The sequence below is a fragment of the uncultured Paracoccus sp. genome (genome assembly GCF_945915435.1).
In the GTDB taxonomy this organism is placed as follows: domain Bacteria; phylum Pseudomonadota; class Alphaproteobacteria; order Rhodobacterales; family Rhodobacteraceae; genus Paracoccus.
In genome coordinates this window covers 34,803-50,236 of record NZ_CAMEFG010000003.1, presented here as the reverse complement: position 1 = coordinate 50,236, position 15,434 = coordinate 34,803, and the positions used below count along the sequence as shown (strand labels likewise).

The following is a 15,434-nucleotide window of genomic DNA, read 5'->3' as shown; positions in this document are numbered from 1 at the left end:
GTTCATGCTTCGGGCTGGATGGCTCGCGCCCTTTCTAGACCATAGAATGGGGCGCGAAAACCCGCAGTTCAATCCGGGATGCGCAACTCGAACCAATGCGCGACCAGCCGCACCCGGCCCGAAGCGAACGCGCCCCCCGTCGCGCCGACCAGCACCGGCTCGGCCTGCCAATAGGTCATGGGGGTGCCCAGGATGCCCCGCGCCCACGATCCCGCCTGCAAGCCCAGCCCCTGGCCAAAGCGGTCCTCGGCCCCCGCCGTCCCCAGCCGCCACGAGGTCAGCGAGCCGGTAATCGCCTCGCTCACCCGCGCCGTGACGCCCAGGACCAGCGCGCCGGGCGGGATGATCAGCGCGGTCTCGACCTGCGCGCCGGGTTGCAGCACGACCTCGGCGCTGTCCTGCATCGCGATCAGGCCGGAACCATGCGCGCCAAGGCTGACCGCGCCCGGCACCCAGGCACGCCCGTCATGGATTGCGCCCACGCCCCGATCCGCGACGAAGGCCCGGCTGCCCGCGCGCGGATCGGCAAAGATCCAGCCCCCATTCGCCCCGATCGCCACGCGCCCGGCATGACCTTCCCAGGCATCGGTCGCGCCGGGGGGCAGGTTGCGGTTGACCACGCGCCGCTCGCCCTGGCCCAGGTCGTAGCTGACCGCGCGCGTCGCCAGCGCATATTCGCCCGTCGCCGGGATCAGCGCGACCGCCTGCACCTGTTGCGCCAGCCCGTTGCCGCCCTGCGCCAGCCGCAGCACCTCGAAGCTGAGCTGCGGGACGCGGTTGCCCCAGCGATCCAGCGACAACTCCTCGAACACCACATAGGCGATGCCGCGATAGGCCGGCGCCCCCTCGCCCTCATGGGCGGCGATCACCGGGTCGGGCAGTTGCGCCTCATCCCCCGTATAGACCCGCATCTCCAGATCGTCGGGCGAGATCTCCTCGCCATCCGCCCAGATCCGCCCGATGCCGCGGATCGGCCCTTCGCACAGCGCCAGCGCGAAACTCAGCCGATAGCCGATCTCGGTCACGCGCGGGCCCGCGCCCTTGCCGCCGCCGTGCTGGCGGCGCAGCTCGGTCACCGGGCCGGTCCAGATTGCATGGCCGGGCACCCGCATCTGCCCCCAGATGCGCGGGATCGCCGCGCCCTCGCCCGCCGTCTGCACCCGCAGCCGGTCGATCCGCCCCGTCTCGACCGCGCGCGAGCCTTGCCCCAGCACTCGCTGGTCGATGGCCCGCCCGACCGAGGCCCCCACGGCCCGCCCGATCACCGCGCCCGAAAGCCCCAGCACCGTGCCGCCAAAGCCCGCACCAAGCGATGCCCCGACCGCCGAAAGCAGTATCGTAGCCATTGCGATCCTTCCCCTGAACTGCGCCCCCTACAGGGGCGGAAACCGGAAACGCCCCACGATCCGCGCCCGCCAGGGCCGCGAAAGCGGGCTTTCAACGACGCCATGCCGGTCATAGGCATGGATGAAACCGGCAGCCGGGCCGATGGTGGCCTGGATGCCCAGATGCTTGGCGATTGCGCCCGCGCGCATGCGAAAGACCAGCAAATCGCCCGACCGCTCGTCCGTGGCAGGGCGCAGGTGCCGCGCGGCGCCGCCCAGCAACAGCTCGGCCCCGCCGATCTCGCCCCAATCGGCGGTATAGGCGGGAACAGGTTCGGGTTCCGCGCCATGTATCTCGCGCCAGATCCCGCGCACCAGACCCAGGCAATCCGCCCCCACCCCCTTCAGGCTGGCCTGATGGACGTAAGGCGTGCCGATCCAGCGCCGTGCAGCGGCGACGACATCACCCCTCATCCCTGCCGCCCCCGGTTTGAGGGCGTCATCAGCCAATCCTCGGCGGGCAGATGCGGAAAGCCCCGGAAATTCAGGAAATTCGCGAATTTCAACCGGCAGGACGCGGCGCTCTTGTCGCAACCCACGCTCAGGCGCACGCGGTCGCCCGGCGCGGGACGGATGCCAAGGGCGGCCCACAACTCGACCGCGCGCGCACCGCCCGGCAAGGGCTGGTCGTTCTTGACGACGCCGTGCAGCCCCTGCGCGTGCCCCGACAGGACCTGCAGCCGCCCGCGTTCGAACCAATGGGGTTCCTGCGCGTCGATGCCGGCCAGGCGCAGGCGCATCCCGCCCTCCTCGGCCTCGATAACCCCCTCGGCGCGATAGCCGGGCAGCGACAGGTCCATCCCGCACTGGCCATCCCCCAGATCAGCCGAACAGCGCGGATGATAGACCCGCCCCTGCGCCGCGCCCAAGGACTCGGACAGCCCGCGCAACTCGGCCCGAAAGGCAGCGCCGCCCCGCGACACCTCGCCCAGGTGGCCGCGAAAGACCAGCGCGCGGTTGGCCGTATCGGTCCAGTCCACGTCCCACAGCCGGACCTCGGCCCCGTCCCAGCGGCCCGCCATCAGGTCCGCCTCGGTGATCGCGTCATCCGACAGCGCCCCCACGGCTTCCGAGTTGTCGACCGACAGACCCGCGCCCTGCATGATCGCACCCGCGCTAAGCCCCGTATCGGGGCGAAAACCGATGCCGTCGAAGGCCAGCGCCCGGTCGTGATCGGTAAAGCCCAGCACCACACCGTCGCGCCGCGCGACCGCCCAGGCGCGCGCGACCGTCTGCGCCAGATGCACGCTCATGGCCGCACCTCGATCACCGGGACGCTTGGCAGATCGCCCGCCTGGAAGGACGACACCGACACCGCGATGCGGTCGGCGTCGAAGCGCACCGGCACGTCGAACTCGAACCCCGCCGTGACCTCGGCATCGGGACCGGGGGGCGCGTCGAAGGTGACGGTGCCGGTCGCGGTATCGACCTCGTAATGCAGCCCCTCCTTCATCGCGACGGCGCCGACGCCCGCCAGCACCGTGCCGCGCACCGGCTTGGCGATGGGCCGCACATAGCTGCCCGGACCCGAGGCATAGGTCTTGCTCAGCGCAAATTCGCGCCGCCGCCCGTCGCCCCGCCCGATGATCTGGTCCTGGAACTGCACCCCCGCCCGGACCGAGCCGCTGGTGTAATCCGCCCAGTCCTTCCAGCGAAACCCGTGCAACTGCCCCGAACGCGCCTCGAAGAACGCGATCAGCGCCGCCACGTCGTCCAGCGACCGCAAGCCCAGCCCCGCGTCGTAGCGCCGCCGCGAATGCGCCCAGGGGGTGCGGCGCTGCTCGTGTCCGTTGGTCAGGGCGACGATCTCGGTCCGCCGCTCGGGACCACCGACCGAGCCGAAGGACAGGCTGGCCGGAAACCTGATTTCGTGAAATGCCATGTCACCCGTTCCTTTCACCACGCGCCAGCAGCCGCCCCATCTGGGCCGCGATCTGGCTTTGCGAACGCTGGAACCCCGCCACGTCGGGGGTCGAGACATTGATCGTCACATTCATCGCCCGCCCCGGCGCCCCGGCGGCGGCCACGCCCAGCCTGCCGTCCGCGCCGCGCCGCAGGGGCATGATCGCCTCGGGTCCGGCCTCGCCCATCAGCCCGGTCGCGCCGCGCATCGGGAAATGGGTCGGCTGGCTGACGATGCCGCCCTGCGCAAAGGGCATGACGCGCCCCTGCGTGAAGGCACCCCCATTGGCGAATGGCAGGATGCCCGACACGAAACTGTTGACCCCGTTGGCAATCGCACCCGACACCGCCTGTTCCACCGGGCGGATCGCCACCGCAAATGCCGTGTCCGCGATCGAGGCCGCGACCCCCTTCAGCGCATCGCTCAGCCTGACGCCATCGACGACCAGCCCGTCGAAGGCCCGCCGCAGCCCGGTCCCGATGCCAGCCGACAGCGATGAAACCTCGCGCCCCGTGTAGACCATCGACTGCCGCAGCCGCCCCAGTTCCGCGTCGAATGTCGCGGTCATGCGGCTGGCCTGGCCCAACCCTTCGCCAAGGCTTTCGCCCAGGCTGGCGTCCATCCGATCAATCCCGTCCTTGTTGGCCATTCGCGGCCTCCTTTCCCTTGTCCCCCGCATCGGGGAAGCGCGCCGCAAGGGCCGCTAGCCGGTCGCGCGTCATCGCGCCCTGCCCCGGCTCGATCCCCAGCATCAGCGACAGTTGCGCGGGCGTCAGCGCCCAGAACTGCGCGGGCGTCAGCCCCAGCCCGCCCATCGCCGCCGGGCGCATCCCGGCCCGCATCAGGCCGGGCCAGTCCAGCCCCGCCACGCTCATGTGCCCGCAACAGTGAAGGCGCGGGCCAGCAATTCGGCGGCGGCGCGGGCGGCGGCGACCGGGCCGCCGCGCAGCTCGACCGTCAGCAGATCGCCCGCCTCGCCCTTCCAGCCGCCGCCGCGCAGCCCCGCGACCAGCACCGCCAGCACGTCGCGGCTGGCGTATCGGCCCGTCTCGAACCGCTCGATCAGGGCGATCATGCTGTCCTCGCCCAGTTCGGCCTCAAGCCCCGCCAGCGCGCCCAGTGTCAGCCGCGCGACATGGCGGCGTCCGTCCAGCCAGACGGCGACCTCACCCGCATGTGGATTGGCCATCACAGCGCCACGAATGTCAGCGCGCCGGCGCTGGCCAGCGACATCTCATAGGTGGCCTCGCCGTTGTAGCTGCCCGCATATTCCAGGCTGGTGATCTGGAACGGGCCTTCGATGGTGCCGAAATCGGGCACGACAACTTGAAAGCGCGGCACTTCCCCGTCGAAGAACACCTGCCGCGCGCGTTCGTCGGTGGTCGCGTCGCGAAACACCCCCGACCCCGAGATCGAGGCCGAGCGCACCCCCGCGCCCCCCAGCAACTCGCGCCAGCGGCCCTCGCTCTCCAGACTGGTGACATCCACCATCTCGGCGTTGAAACCGATGCGCGAAGCGCGCAACCCCGCCACCGTCTCGAACTGACCGTCGCCGGTCATGTCCATCTTGATCAACAGATCGCGTCCATTCTGCACAGCCATGACAATTCTCCTTCAAGCCAGATCAATGCGCGCGCGAAAGGTCAGGTCGATCCGCCGCCCCGCGCCGTTTTCCACCCTGCGCGCCCGCGCGCGCTGGAACCAAAGCCCGACCAGATGCCCCCGGCCCAGCGCCAGATCGGCGCCGTCAAGCGCATCCGAAACGGCAGCGGCAGCACCCTTGACAGCGGCGAAGCCGCTGGCGTCGTCGCTGCCCGACAGGACCGAGACGACGAAATCGTGCCTGCTGCCCGCGCCGGAAATATCGCCCGCCTCGCGCACATCCTCGGGACCAAGGGCGACATAGGTGCCTGAGGGCGCGGCGACGGGCATCGCGTCGTAAACGGCGTCCCCCACCAGCGCGCGCAGCCCGTCGTTTTCGGCCAACGCCTGATAGACCGCGCCTTGCAGGGCGGCCGCTGCGGCATAGCTCATGCCAGTTTCTCCTCTCTTGCGGTGCAGATCAGATAGCGGCCCCCCGCCCCCGTCTCGGCGACCGACACGATGCGGAACAGCCGCGCCCCGCCCCTCAGGCGCTGGTCGGGGCGCGGGCGGCGCGGATCGCCCACCGGCGCGGCCCGGACGGTGATCGCCCAGGTCACAACGCTTTGCGCGCCCACCTCGGCGAAACGCTCGGCCCCCGACCGCGCCCGCATCTCGACCCACAGCCGCCCCTGCGCCACCCATTGCAGACGAAACCCGCCCATGCCGTCGGGCTGGCGCTCGGGCGATTCCAGCACCAGCGGCACGCTCAGGCGCGGCGGGATGCCCGCGCCCCTCATCGCCGCACCCCCGATGCGCCGCGCCCGCCAAGGACGCGCACCGCGCGCCAGCGTTCGATCAGCGCGGCGACGCCCTGCGGCATGGCGGCCACGGTGCCCTCGAAGCTACGGTCCTCGTGATAGCGCGCCGCCAGCAGCAGCACCGCCTGCGCCAGATCGGGCGGCACACCCGCCCAATCCGCGCCGAAACCAGCCGTAAAGGTCACCACGACGAAACCGCGCCGCGGGATCGCGGGCAGGAAGGTCCCCGCCGCCTCCAGCCGGGGGCGCTGCCCGTCGGGCACCAGCCGGTAGCGCGCCGGATCGACCTCGGCCACATTGCCCCGCCCGTCGTCGATCCGCACGCCGTCCACCGACAGCACCGGCGCCAGCGGCAGGGGCTGGGACTGCGCATCACGCCAGTCGTCCAGCCGCAGCGTAAAGCGGCGCGTCAGCAGCACCTTGCCCGTCCGCGCCTCGATGGTCGCGATCGCGGCCCGCAGGAACCCTGCCAGCGCCGCGTCCTCGGCCGGATCGTCGGCCAGCGCAAAGCCCGAGCCGATCCGCAGATGATCGCGCAGCCCCGCGATGGGCAGCGCCTCGACGGCAGGCGCCGACTCTTCGACAAGAAACATTCCCGAACCCTCCGTTGGTGTCCTGCGGACCGGCCCCGCAATCGGGACCGGCCAGACGGGGGCGCACGGCACCACCTGCCGCAGCGCGCGCGGACAGTTGCTGTGCCGGTCCGGCAAGCGCGCCGGCGCCCCCCTTCGCCCGATGAATCAGGCGAAGCTCATGATGCGGACGGCACGGGCGTCGGTCACGCCGCCGCCGACGCGCTTGGTCGCATAAAACAGGACATGCGGCTTGGCGCTGAACGGGTCACGCAGCACGCGCAGGTCCGGGCGTTCGACGATCGTATAGGCCGAGCGGAAGTCCCCGAACGCGATCGAGCGGCTGCCCAGGTCGATATCCGGCATCTCCTCGCTGATGATGACCGGATAGCCCAGCAGTTGCGCAGGCTGGCCCGCCGCCAGCGAATCCGCCCAGACGAAACGCCCGTCGCTGTCGCGCATCTTGCGCACGGCGGCGGCGGTTTTCGAGTTCATCAGGAACGCCCCGTTCGCCCGATATTCCGCATCCAGCGCATAGACCAGGTCGATCAGCGAGGACGCCGGGCTGTCGCCGTCGAAATCACCATCGGCACCCGAGGACACCAGCCCGATTTCGTTCGGGGCGGCGGTTTCGTAATCGGCGGCGGGGTGGTTCAGCAGGCCGCGCGGCTTGTCGATGCCGTCGCCGTTGATGAAGGCCGCAGCCTCGGCGCGGGCGAATTTCTCGGCGATGCGCCCGGCCAGCCAGGCCTCGATGTCGAATGCCGCGTCGTCCAGCAGGCGCTGGCTGGCCTTGGGCATGGCCGACAGTTCATGGACCGGGATCACGACACGCTCGACGGTGGGGGTGTCGGTCTCGACGGCATCGCCCTCGGTCGCCCAGCCGCTGGCGATGTCGCCGTGATCGACCAGCACCTCATAGGCGGCGGATTCGACCGTCACGACATTGGCCACCGCGCGCAACGACACCTTGAGGCCCAGCGTATCCTGCACCTGCGCCGCCACCTGCGGCGCGGCCAGGAAACCGCCGTCGCTGACGGTGGTCATGCCCTTTTCCTCCAGCACGATACCGCGCAGCGCGTCGTCGTCGCCGTGGCGCAGATAGGCGTTGAAGGCCTTCTGATGCGGCGCTTCGGTCTCGGCGCGGGTGGACAGGGGGGCGCGGCCCCGGAATGCGGTCTTGCGGTCCAGCATGGTCATGCGTTCTTCCTGTGCGTTCAGCTTGGTTTCGATATCGCGGCGGAAATTCCGCAGTTCGCCCACGAACCCCAGAATTTCGTCCTGCAACGCGCCGGGCACATCGGTCCCGGCCGCGGCTTTCACCTCGGTCATGCTCTGTCTCCGTTGATGAAGGTTGATGCGGAGGGCTTCAGCCCTGCCGCAGGGCATCGGTCGCGGCGCGAAACGCCGCCGCCAATTCGGTCGTATCGCCGGATTTGCGCCCGACGCGGGCATCGGGCAGCATGGGGAAGGTGACCAGCGACACCTCCCACAGCTCCACCTCCGCCAGCAGGCGGCGGCCCTTGGTGTCGCGTTCGGCCACGACGGTGCGATAGCCGATGGACAGCCCGTCGATCGCGCCCGCCTCGATCAGCGCGGCGGCCTCGCGCGCCTGCGCGACCTCGCCCAGCAGATGGCCCTTGACCCACAGGCCGCGGCCGTCCTCGCGGATCTCGTCCCAGACACCGATGGGGCGCTGCGGATCGTGCTGCCACAGCATCCGCACCTTGCCGCCCTTGGCAGCCAGCCGTTCCAGACTGGCCCGATAGGCGCCCGGCTGCACGATGTCGCCGCCTTGGTCTGGCAGGCCGAACAGGCTGGCATAACCCTCGATCCGCAGCCCGTCGGCCACCAGCGGCGAGCCTCGGGAATACTTCAACTCAAGCCCGTAACTGTCTGAACTCACGTCACCCTCCTTTCGGGGTATATTGCAGGATGGATTGCACGGCCTGCGTCAGGATCACCGCGACGACGCCGTAGACGGTCATCCACAGGCGCCGTTCCAGCCCCTCGATCAGGGACTCGATGCGTTCCAGCCGCTTTTCGACCTGACCGAATTGCAGCGCCATGATCCGCTCCTGCGTCTCGAACCGTTGATCGTGCCAGCCGAAGGGCTCCTTGACGAAGCGAGAGCCCTCCACCCCCTAGCCCTCCGCCGGCGGCGGCAGGCCCAGCGCCGCGCGCTTTTCCGCGTCGGTCAGGAAACCCGCCGCGCTGATCCGCTGCCATTGCTGGTCGCGCTCCTCGGCCAGCGCGGGCACCTGATCGGGGTCGGGCCGCAGATCGACCTCGGCCCCCAGATGCTCCGACAGCCACCACGCGACGGATGCCGCGACCCGCGCCGCCAGAGGCAGCACCGTCAGGCGATAGAAGGCCCGGTTCGCCTCGGCGTAATTGGCATAGGTCGCGTCGCCCGGTATCCCCAGCAGCATCGGCGGCACGCCAAAGGCCAGCGCGATTTCCCGCGCGGCGGCCTGCTTGGTGGCGTGGAACTCCATATCGGACGGCGAGAACCCCATCGGCTTCCAGTCCAGCCCGCCCTCCAGCAGCATCGGGCGGCCGGCGTTGCGCGCGCCCTGATGGTGCAGTTCCATCTCGCTCACCAGCCGGTCGTATTGATCCGGCGACAGCCCGCCCTGCCCGTCCGCGCCGCGATAGACGATGGCGCCGCTTGGCCGCGCGGCATTGTCCAGCAGCGCCTTCGACCAGGCGCTGGCGCTGTTGTGGACATCGACCGCGACCGCCGCCGCCTGCATCGGCGACAGCCCGTAATGGTCGTCCAGCGGATGAAAGCTGCGGATGTGGCAGATCGGATCGGGGCTGCCCGACATGTCGAAACGGTGCTTCTTGCCGCCCACCGCATATTCGAACGCGACCGGCCAGCCATCCGAGCCGGGCAGGATGCTCATGCGGTCGGACCGCAGAACATGCAACTCCTGCGGCAGGCCCTTGGCGGTCTCGCCCACGGCCTCAAGATAACCGTTGCCGGTCAGCAGGATCTGGCCGAAAAGCGCCTCGAACAGTTCCGCCCGGCCCTGTCCCGGATTGGGGCGGCGCAGCAGGTCCAGCACCGGATGCGCGTCATAGCGGCAAGCGTGGTCCTGACAGACCAGAGGCACCGCCGCCGCCGCCTCGGCGATCAGCTTGACCGAGCGGAAGCCGACCGGATTGCCCACGAAGCCGCCCCGCGTCATGCTGCCCACGTCGCGCGGCGACCACACCACCCGCCCCGAGCCCGCCGCCAGCGCCACCACGCGGCCGGTGGCGCTGGCCTTCTTCTCCATCACTTCGGGGGGTTCAGCCCGCCCAAACCCCGGTCTGATCCATCGAAACGCCATCCGTTCCTCCTGCATGTCGCAAAGAAAAAGGGCCGCGAGAACCGCGACCCCTTACCGTTTTTTCCGCGCATTTTCGGGCGCAAGACCGGCATCCGGTTTTGCTGAAAATGCCTGCCTTACAGCCCACGCAACCGGGGCCTGCGGAACCGGCCCGCAGGCTCGATCATCAATTCGTGGATCGCCCAGACCAGTGCATCCAGCCGGTCGGGCGAGCCGCGCCCCTGATAGCCCGCGACCGTCATGCGGCACATCTGGTCCTCCAGCGCGCCAAGCCCGCGCAGGTGGCGCACCCGCCCCTGTTCGTAAAGCGCCGCGACGGGTTCGGCCCGCAGACCCTTGCCGCGACCGGCCCGCAAGGCGCGAAAGGGCACCAGCGGGTCAATCTGGCGGATCACGCTTTCGACCAGATCGCCGCCCTGGTTGACCTCGGCCACCAGACGCTCGGCCCCGTGGCGCTCCATCGCCGCCAGGGCCGCGCGCGCCCAGTCGGAAGGCCCGCCCCTGATCGTCGCATCCTCCAGCACGAAGGCGCGCCAGTCCTGCGGCTCGCCCCGCTGCACGACGCCCGCGACCACGATCCCGCATTCGTCGCTGGCCTTGCCCGCCGTCACCGAGGGGTCCACCGCCACCACCACCCGATCCAGCGCGGGGGGCGCCTCGACCCGGCAGCCCTCAAGCGCCGCCGTCGTCCACAGCGCGCCCTCGACATCTTCCAGCAGCACGCCCTCCAACTCCTGCCGGCCCAGCCGCGTCCCGGCATAGCGCGCCTCGACCTCGGCCAGAAAGCTTTCGGCCAGATAGGCGCGGTTGGCATCCGTCGACGCATGGGTCGTCACGGTCGAGGCATTGCGCAGGATCGCCTTCAGCACGCCCACATTACGCGGCGTCGTCGTGACCACCTGCTGGGGATGTTCGCCCAGGCGCAAGGCGAATTGCAGCATGTCCCAGGTCTCTTCCGCCTTCTTCCACTTGGCCAGTTCATCGACCCATGCCGCGTCGAATTGCGGGCCGCGCAACGCCTCAGGCTCATGGGCGGAAAACACCTGCGCCACCGCGCCATTCGCCCAGACCAGCCGGCGCCGCCCCGCCTCCCACACCGGGCGGCGGTCGGGGGGCGAACAGGCGAGTATCCCGCTATCGCCGAACACCATCACCTCGCGCCCCTGATCGAAGGTCTCGGCCACCAGCGCCACGCGCCGCGCCCGCCCCGGCGCATCGGGGGTCGCGCCCTCGACGCGGGCGCGCACCCATTCGGACCCGGCCCGCGTCTTGCCCGCGCCGCGCCCGCCCATGATCACCCAGCTTTTCCAGTCGCCCTCGGGCGGCAGTTGATGCGGCAGCGCCCAGAACTCGAACAGCCACGGCAGCGCGGCCAGCGCATTGTCCGACAGCCCCGCCAGAAAGGCATCCACCTCATCCGGCGCGGCGCAGGCAAGCCAGGCGGCGCCCGATTTCATCTCTTGCCGCGTCAAGGTCGAGCCTGCCTGCCCCGACATTCCCGGCAACGTCCTTGCGAAGCTTGTCAACGCGGTTCCTTTCTTCCAGCACAAGCTGCGTCGCCGCCCGCAGATCGCGGACCAGCCTTGCAGATTCCTTCAGATCGTCCGTGTCCCCCGCCTGGATCCTGCGCCGCAATCGCGTCAGGTCGGTGGCGAAGGACTGGAACAGCTCATCCGCGATGCTCACCACATCCATCGCGGTTTCGGGCGTGTAAGGCCCTTCCGGCGCATCGCTGCCCGGGTCGAAATTGATCGTCATTTCCCGATATGCCCTGCCCTCATGTGCCTGTCCGCACGAGCAAGAAACGAAAAAGCGGCCCAAGGTCATCGACCCGGCCGCTTGCCCACCTCTTCCAGCATGGGTGTTTTCTACCCTGGGGCGTTCGCCAAGTCAATCGAAAACGCCAGAGGCGAGGGGCTTCGCGCCGATTTCCCCCGCAAAATCAGCATGATACAAGGACGCAACGCCCCACCGCCCGCATCCGCGAATGCGCGCAACACCCCCGGCGAATCGCCTTATTCCGTCTGGACCGGCGTATCGGCGGGCAAGCCGCGCTGACGCTCGATCTCGCGCCAGCGGGCGACATTGGCGTTATGCTCGTCCAGCGTCCGGGCAAAGGCATGGCCGCCCGTCCCGTCCGCGACGAAGAAGATATAATCCGTATCGTCGGGATGCAGCGTCGCCTGGATCGAGGCCCGCCCCGGATTGGCGATCGGCGTCGGCGGCAGGCCGGGGATGACATAGGTATTGTAGGGCGTGGGCGTATCCAGTTCGGACCGGCGCAGCCCGCGATCCAGCACCTGCCGCCCCTCGGTCACGCCATAGATCACCGTCGGGTCGGTTTGCAGCCTCATGCCCTGGCGCAGGCGATTGACGAAGACGCTGGCGACGACGGGCCGCTCCGCCGCGACGGCGGTTTCCTTCTCCACGATCGAGGCCATGATCAGCGCCTCCTCGGGCGTCTCATAGGGCAGGTCCGGCGCGCGGCCCTCCCACGCGGTTTGCAGGAAGGCGGCCTGGCGCGCACCCATCTGGTCCAGCAATTCCTGGCGCGAGGCATCGGGCCGGATGTCATAGGTATCCGGCGCAAGGCTGCCCTCGGCGGGGATGTCCTCGATCTCGCCGGTCATGAAGCTGGCGGCGCGCAGCCCCTCGACGATCTGCCAGCTTGTCACGCCCTCGGCGATGGCAATGCGCAGCCTCGCGTCGGGCTGTTCGATGGCTTCGGCGAATTCCGCCGGGATCACGTCGGAAACGGCGGCGGGGTCGTATTTCGCCACCTCGCCGAAAGTGCCGGTTTCGGGATCCATGTCGCGCAAGACGACAGCGGTTTCGCGCACGCCGATGCGCACGGTCACCTCGGTCCCGCAGGTGCTGGCCCCGCCGGCGGTCAGGGTGTCCAGCACGCCCTCCATGCTGGTGCCGGGCGCGATCAGGTATGACCCATAGCGCAGCGACTGCGCCTTGCCGGTGTAATCGGCGCCGGTGCGGAAGATATAGGCGTTGGAAACCACGCCCAGATCGCGCAACTGCTGGCTGACGGCGCTCAGCGACGCCCCCGGCGCGACGCGCACGCAAATGGCCTGCGCGCTTGGCCCCGGCCCCGTGAACTCATGCCTGCCCCAGGCGATGACGCCCGCGGCCACCGCCAGCAAAAGCACCAGCAGCGACAGCATGTTCGAGGCCAGGTTGCGCCAGATCATGCCTCGGCCCGGCCCATCACAAGGCTGGCGTTGGTGCCGCCGAAGCCGAAGCTGTTGGACAGGACGTAATCGACCTTGCGACGCACGGCGGCATTGGCGGCCAGATCGACCGGGGTTTCGCGCGCGGGCGTGTCGAGGTTGATCGTCGGCGGACAGATCTGGTCGCGCAGCGCGAGAATGCAGAAGATCGCCTCGACCGCGCCCGCAGCACCCAGAAGGTGCCCGATGGATGACTTGGTGGACGACATCACCACATTGCCCGCCGCATCGCCCAGCAGACGCTCGACCGCACCCAGTTCGATCACGTCGGCCATGGTCGAGGTGCCATGCGCGTTGATATAGTCGATCTGGCCCGGCTCAAGCCCCGCGCGTTTCAGCGCGGCACTCATCGAACGGAAACCGCCGTCGCCGTCCTCGGAAGGCGCGGTGATGTGATAGGCGTCGCCGGTCAGGCCATAGCCCAGGATCTCGGCATAGATCTTCGCGCCGCGCGCCTTGGCGTGTTCGTATTCCTCAAGCACGACGACACCCGCGCCCTCGCCCATGACGAAGCCGTCGCGGTCGGCGTCCCAGGGGCGGCTTGCGGCGGTGGGATCGTCCGCGCGCGCAGTGGACAGCGCCTTGCAGGCGTTGAAGCCCGCGATGCCGATCTCGCTGATGGGCGATTCCGTGCCGCCCGCGACCATGACGTCGGCGTCCCCCAGCGCGATCAGCCGCGCCGCGTCGCCGATGGCATGCGCCCCGGTGGAACATGCCGTGACCACCGCATGGTTCGGCCCCTTGAACCCGAACTTGATCGACACCTGCCCCGAAACCAGGTTGATCAGCGCACCCGGAATGAAGAAGGGCGAAACCCGCTTCGGCCCACGTTCCTTGATCAGCACGGCGGTTTCCGCGATGGACGTCAGCCCGCCGATCCCCGATCCGATCATCACGCCGGTGCGCTCGCGGTCCTCGTCGCTTTCGGGGGTCCAGCCGGAATCCGCGACCGCCTGCGTCGCCGCCGCGATGCCATAGAGGATGAAATCGTCGACCTTGCGCCGGTCCTTCGGCTCCATCCATTCGTCGGGGTTGAAGCTGCCGTCGGTGCCGTCGCCAAAGGGGATCTCGCAGGCGTATTTCGTCACCACGTTCTCGGTGTCGAAGCGCGTGATCGGCCCGGCGCCCGACTGGCCCGCCAACAACCGCTCCCATGTCTTTTCGACCCCGCATGCCAGCGGCGTGACCATTCCAAGTCCGGTGACGACAACTCTGCGCATGGCAGTTCCTTCCAGGTTTCGACTGGCGCGTTCTACACGCGCCCGGCCAGCCACGCAACGCCGCAGCGCGGCGCGCCTGCCACACCCGCGCCTTTGCAACTGCGCAACACCGGAACCACCAAGTTTCCTTGGCCGTTGAATAAGCTGCAATCCGCCGTATTCTTCCGACATGAAGCAGGCCGAAAAAGGAGCCTTGGATGACCACTGAAACGCAGCGCAGCGCGCAGGCCGCCCTGGACGAAGTCAAGAACGTGACAGCGGTGATCCTGCCCGAACCCGCGTCCGAGGTCGTCGATCTGGATCACGCCCAGCCCCCGCAGGCCGAGGAAATCCGCAAGCGCATCGCGGAAATCGACCTGCGCGACACCGGCTCGATCGTGCATTTCGGGGCGCGCGCGCAGAATGAATTGCAGGAAATCAGCCAGGCGATGCTGGCCGATGTGCGCAACAAGGACGTCGGCCCCGCCGGGGAATCGCTGCGCAACATCGTGACCACGATCCGGGGCTTTTCGGTATCCGAACTGGACGTCCGCCGCGAACGTAGCTGGTGGGAAAAGCTGCTGGGCCGCGCCGCGCCCTTCGCCAAGTTCGTCGCCAATTACGAACAGGTGCAGGGCCAGATCGACCGCATCAGCACCGATCTGGACCAGCACCAGCATCGCCTGCTCAAGGACATCAAGTCGCTGGACCTGCTGTATGAACGCACGCTGGATTTCTACGACGAACTGGCGCTGTATATCGCCGCGGGCGAGGAAAAGCTGCGCGAACTGGACGCCACCGATATCCCCGCCAAGGCGGCCTCGGTCGAAGCCGCGCCCGAGGATCAGAAGGTCATGGCCGCGCAGGAATTGCGCGACCTGCGCAGCGCCCGCGACGATCTGGAACGCCGCGTCCACGACCTGAAACTGACGCGGCAGGTCACGATGCAAAGCCTGCCCTCGATCCGGCTGGTGCAGGAAAACGACAAGTCGCTGGTGACCAAGATCAACTCGACGCTGGTCAATACCGTGCCGCTTTGGGAAACCCAGCTTGCGCAGGCCGTCACCATCCAGCGCAGCGCCGAGGCCGCCCGCGCCGTGCGGGCCGCCAACGACCTGACCAACGACCTGCTGACCGCCAATGCCAGGAACCTGCGCGACGCCAACGCCAAGATCCGCACCGAGATCGAGCGCGGCGTCTTCGACATCGAGGCCGTCCGCACCGCCAATGCCGAGCTGATCGCCACCATCGAGGACAGCCTGCGCATCGCCGACGAAGGCAAGGCCCGCCGCGCCGCCGCCGAACAGGACCTGCAACGCATGGAATCCGAGTTGCGCGATACGCTGGCATCCGCCAGTTCCAGACAATTACCCCCCAGTTCATAGAAAACAGC

At 69.0% G+C, this 15,434-nt stretch carries 20 protein-coding genes; 1 reads left to right on the top strand and 19 read right to left on the bottom strand.

Annotated elements, in window-relative coordinates:
* Window positions 1-68: 68 nt before the first annotated feature.
* From Q0O97_RS01820 to fabF, 19 genes are all read right to left on the bottom strand, one after another.
* Window positions 69-1,346 carry a DUF2793 domain-containing protein gene (locus Q0O97_RS01820; protein WP_294923977.1) on the bottom strand — a complete coding sequence of 426 codons (1,278 nt, stop codon included), beginning with the start codon at window positions 1,344-1,346 and terminating at the stop codon, window positions 69-71.
* Window positions 1,347-1,373: 27 nt separating this feature from the next.
* Window positions 1,374-1,799 carry an NlpC/P60 family protein gene (locus Q0O97_RS01815; RefSeq protein WP_294923974.1) on the bottom strand — a complete coding sequence of 142 codons (426 nt, stop codon included), beginning with the start codon at window positions 1,797-1,799 and terminating at the stop codon, window positions 1,374-1,376.
* A complete protein-coding gene (locus Q0O97_RS01810) occupies window positions 1,796-2,638 on the bottom strand; it encodes a DUF2163 domain-containing protein (RefSeq protein ID WP_294923971.1) in 843 nt (280 codons plus the stop codon). The genes Q0O97_RS01815 and Q0O97_RS01810 overlap by 4 nt, the downstream gene beginning before the upstream one ends.
* Entirely contained in the window at window positions 2,635-3,267 is a 633-nt protein-coding gene (locus tag Q0O97_RS01805; protein WP_294923968.1) for a DUF2460 domain-containing protein, read from the bottom strand. The genes Q0O97_RS01810 and Q0O97_RS01805 overlap by 4 nt, the downstream gene beginning before the upstream one ends.
* A gap of 1 nt (window position 3,268) precedes the next feature.
* A complete protein-coding gene (locus Q0O97_RS01800; RefSeq protein WP_294923965.1) occupies window positions 3,269-3,937 on the bottom strand; it encodes a phage tail tape measure protein in 669 nt (222 codons plus the stop codon).
* The gene (locus tag Q0O97_RS01795; RefSeq protein WP_294923962.1) at window positions 3,915-4,163 is read right to left on the bottom strand and encodes a phage tail assembly chaperone; all 249 of its coding nucleotides are present in this window, start codon (window positions 4,161-4,163) and stop codon (window positions 3,915-3,917) included. Before Q0O97_RS01795 ends, Q0O97_RS01800 begins: the two co-directional genes overlap by 23 nt.
* Window positions 4,160-4,477 (bottom strand): gene transfer agent family protein, encoded by a 318-nt coding sequence (locus tag Q0O97_RS01790; protein WP_294923959.1) that lies wholly within the window; start codon window positions 4,475-4,477, stop codon window positions 4,160-4,162. The genes Q0O97_RS01795 and Q0O97_RS01790 overlap by 4 nt, the downstream gene beginning before the upstream one ends.
* Window positions 4,477-4,890, bottom strand: a complete 414-nt coding sequence (locus Q0O97_RS01785) for a phage major tail protein, TP901-1 family (protein WP_294923955.1) — start codon at window positions 4,888-4,890, stop codon at window positions 4,477-4,479. The genes Q0O97_RS01790 and Q0O97_RS01785 overlap by 1 nt, the downstream gene beginning before the upstream one ends.
* A gap of 12 nt (window positions 4,891-4,902) precedes the next feature.
* Window positions 4,903-5,322 (bottom strand): DUF3168 domain-containing protein, encoded by a 420-nt coding sequence (locus Q0O97_RS01780; protein WP_294923952.1) that lies wholly within the window; start codon window positions 5,320-5,322, stop codon window positions 4,903-4,905.
* Window positions 5,319-5,669 (bottom strand): head-tail adaptor protein, encoded by a 351-nt coding sequence (locus Q0O97_RS01775; RefSeq protein WP_294923949.1) that lies wholly within the window; start codon window positions 5,667-5,669, stop codon window positions 5,319-5,321. Before Q0O97_RS01775 ends, Q0O97_RS01780 begins: the two co-directional genes overlap by 4 nt.
* Window positions 5,666-6,283 (bottom strand): hypothetical protein, encoded by a 618-nt coding sequence (locus tag Q0O97_RS01770; RefSeq protein WP_294923946.1) that lies wholly within the window; start codon window positions 6,281-6,283, stop codon window positions 5,666-5,668. Before Q0O97_RS01770 ends, Q0O97_RS01775 begins: the two co-directional genes overlap by 4 nt.
* Window positions 6,284-6,430: 147 nt before the next feature.
* Window positions 6,431-7,594 carry a phage major capsid protein gene (locus Q0O97_RS01765; RefSeq protein ID WP_294923944.1) on the bottom strand — a complete coding sequence of 388 codons (1,164 nt, stop codon included), beginning with the start codon at window positions 7,592-7,594 and terminating at the stop codon, window positions 6,431-6,433.
* A 37-nt stretch (window positions 7,595-7,631) separates the two neighbouring features.
* Window positions 7,632-8,168, bottom strand: coding sequence for an HK97 family phage prohead protease (locus Q0O97_RS01760; RefSeq protein ID WP_294923941.1), 537 nt, complete (start codon window positions 8,166-8,168; stop codon window positions 7,632-7,634).
* 1 nt (window position 8,169) lies between these two features.
* A complete protein-coding gene (locus tag Q0O97_RS01755; RefSeq protein WP_294923938.1) occupies window positions 8,170-8,403 on the bottom strand; it encodes a hypothetical protein in 234 nt (77 codons plus the stop codon).
* Between the two features lie 3 nt (window positions 8,404-8,406).
* Window positions 8,407-9,600 (bottom strand): phage portal protein, encoded by a 1,194-nt coding sequence (locus tag Q0O97_RS01750; protein ID WP_294923935.1) that lies wholly within the window; start codon window positions 9,598-9,600, stop codon window positions 8,407-8,409.
* 116 nt (window positions 9,601-9,716) lie between these two features.
* Entirely contained in the window at window positions 9,717-11,057 is a 1,341-nt protein-coding gene (locus Q0O97_RS01745) for a terminase family protein (RefSeq protein WP_294924195.1), read from the bottom strand.
* The gene (locus tag Q0O97_RS01740) at window positions 11,014-11,358 is read right to left on the bottom strand and encodes a permease (protein WP_294923932.1); all 345 of its coding nucleotides are present in this window, start codon (window positions 11,356-11,358) and stop codon (window positions 11,014-11,016) included. The genes Q0O97_RS01745 and Q0O97_RS01740 overlap by 44 nt, the downstream gene beginning before the upstream one ends.
* A 257-nt stretch (window positions 11,359-11,615) precedes the next feature.
* On the bottom strand, window positions 11,616-12,800 hold the full coding sequence (gene mltG / locus Q0O97_RS01735; protein WP_294924192.1) for an endolytic transglycosylase MltG: 1,185 nt from the start codon (window positions 12,798-12,800) through the stop codon (window positions 11,616-11,618).
* Window positions 12,800-14,062 (bottom strand): beta-ketoacyl-ACP synthase II, encoded by a 1,263-nt coding sequence (gene fabF / locus Q0O97_RS01730; protein ID WP_294923929.1) that lies wholly within the window; start codon window positions 14,060-14,062, stop codon window positions 12,800-12,802. The genes mltG and fabF overlap by 1 nt, the downstream gene beginning before the upstream one ends.
* Before the next feature lie 197 nt (window positions 14,063-14,259).
* On the opposite strand from fabF, the gene Q0O97_RS01725 reads away from it, so the two are divergent.
* Window positions 14,260-15,426: a toxic anion resistance protein gene (locus Q0O97_RS01725; RefSeq protein ID WP_294923926.1), complete on the top strand. Its 1,167-nt coding sequence runs from the start codon at window positions 14,260-14,262 to the stop codon at window positions 15,424-15,426.
* Window positions 15,427-15,434 lie beyond the last annotated feature (8 nt).